Annotated in this window: 1 protein-coding gene; it reads right to left on the bottom strand. The window is 46.7% G+C overall.

Features of this window, described 5'->3' with window-relative positions:
• On the bottom strand, positions 1-2,470 hold a 2,470-nt coding region (locus REG_RS14515), incomplete at its 3' end, for a calcium-binding protein (RefSeq protein ID WP_141553657.1).
• Positions 2,471-2,522: the final 52 nt, after the last annotated feature.

Here is a 2,522-nt window from a genome sequence, read left to right as displayed (position 1 = left end):
GCGTATCGTTACCGGCGTCGCCATACAATTTGTCATTGCCTGCACCACCACTGAGTTCATCATTACCCTCTCCGCCGTATAGCCTGTCATCGCCGGTGTCGCCAAACAGTTTGTCAATACCAGCGCCACCAAACAAGTGGTCATTACCCGTCCCGCCCAGCAATATATCATCGCCTTCACCGCCGTCGAGCAAGTCGTTACCGGCTCCACCCCGTAATAGGTCATTACCTCCAAGACCAAATAGATGATCGTCCTTTTCGTTCCCCTCGATCTCATCGTTTTCGTTGGTGCCATAGAGCCAATGAACTTTATTCATGCCCGGCAGCCTGTGATCACCCTGCGTTAACTGCCGTGGTTTTGCTATCAGCACCCCTTTGCTGTCGATCTCCGGCGCGATGAGTTTGCCGTTATCATCCATGATTAACAGATGGTGATAGTGCTCGCTGGTAAAATAATGACTGATGTGCACAGTAGGATACTGATCCGGTAAACGACGGTGACGAAGTACCAGATCGGTGGTTTCCTTTTGCAGATCGATGTCTTCAATTAACCAGCCCACCAGTTTGATCAGATCTTGCTTAGGAACATCGGTGCCATCATGATTATTAATCACCACAGTACGAGCGTGATTTAAGGTGTTTTTAATCAAGTACAGATCTTCACCTTGTTTTCCGCTAAGACTATCGTTGGCATAGCTACTCTCTAGCAGATTATCTTCATTATCCCCTTCCAGTAAGGTATTAAAGCGGGTTCCACGCAGCAGTAAGTGCATAAATGTTGGCAATATAAGGGGGCGTTCACCGATGGTGATCTGCCCCTGCCCGTTGTTTTGTTGTAGATGAATACGGATATTGTTAATTTCATCAGCGGTTTTGCCTGAGGTCTGTTGCTGCCAGTCACGATCGAGATCGGGCAGATATTGAGCGATTAGCCTGGGAGTAAACGGCCAGTGACCGTCACTATTTTGTCTTAGTATTGGCGGTAATCCGCTGAACATCACACCGTCACGGCTGTATAACAGGTAATGATCAGTGAGTGTTTTCTGCCGTCCATCATTGCTAGTGGTATAGATATCTTTCAGCTTGAGTGACATCAGGCTGCCATTATCATTACGCAGATTGATAATCACATCATTGTCTACCAGAGATAAAGAAAGGATTTGTTCCGCCTTATGATCCAGCAAAATATTGCTGAGCTTAGCTTGTTTGTGTTCGGTTTTAATCTCTGCCGAACCGAGGTTTTGCTGAACGCGATGGCTGATGACACCCTGGAATGACTCTGTGACTACCTGATTTTTTTTACTGTCATCAGATTGTGCTAGTTTTTTCAGCTTGGCCATTTGCAGTAGTGTGATGGATTGACCGGCAATGTTAGTCTGTTTGAGCGCGCGCTTGTATTCCAGCTCAGCGTCTATCTGTGTGTCAATTTTACCTTCGGCTTTTTGCTGCCAGAGTCGATCAAGTTCGGCATCGTAATAGAGGGTGAGCTGATCAGCCAGAGAACCCCCTTGCTGAGGCAGCGCGGTGATCGGCAGTTGTATCAGGTAGCCGTCACGGGTATGGAAGATAAACTGATCAAGCAGTTTATTTTGCTGATAAACCGCTTGCAGTGTTAAGAGAGTTTCGCTGTTATTATCATTACGTAACCTGATCACCACATCATTGCCTGTCAGACTTATTGCTAAGATTTTTTCTTTTTGATAATCCAGCAATACAGTGCTGTTTTGCAGGGTGTGGGTTTCGATGATCTTGATCTGGGCATGGATACTTTGCTTGTTTTGCAAAATGCGATAATGGTCTTTCCCCTCCCCTCCGTCGGCGACACCAGCTGCTAAGGTAAGCCAATCATTGCCTGCATTACCGATAAGATAATCGATCCCGCCGGCGCCATTAAGATGGTTATCATGCTGATCCCCTACCAGATAATCATGGGTTTCAGGATGCCCTTGCGCATGCTCGATATTGCTTAATTGGATAATAGCTCCTGTCTCGATCAGGGTATTAGCATCGCCCTTCTTGCTGAACTTGACATAATTTGCAACCCACGTGCTAGATTGATGCTGTAGCCCCAGGCCGCCTTTCGGTTTCGCTGAGCCTATCACTGTGTCGTCACCAGTAGCGCCATTCAATATCCTCAATTTTATCCGCGTTTCCGGCTCCATCAACAAGAAGGTATCGGCGTGAGGGCCTCCTTTAAATTTTTTCATCCCGCGGCTGACTTCAAAAACATTTTTGCGATCGGTATTTCCAGTCGCCTCATCATCCCCAGCCTCTAACCTAAACCAGGCTATGTATGCTTCTAAGGGCGCGACTCTATCTGCCATAATCAGTGAATTGCTCCGCCACTTTAAGGCAACTGTATCCGAGTCTCTGTCGTTTTGATAACCGCGACTGATGGCCTTATCGTTAGTCGCTTGAATCGCTTTTGGGCTGTAGTATTGATAACTGCTGTTTACTAAACGAACCGACAAATAGTCACCAGAATCTACAGCAGATCGGTGTTTTTCTTCCGCTATGGCTTAT

The organism is Candidatus Regiella insecticola LSR1 (assembly GCF_000143625.1).
In the GTDB taxonomy this organism is placed as follows: domain Bacteria; phylum Pseudomonadota; class Gammaproteobacteria; order Enterobacterales; family Enterobacteriaceae; genus Regiella; species Regiella insecticola.
This window is presented reverse-complemented; position numbering and strand designations above follow the sequence as displayed.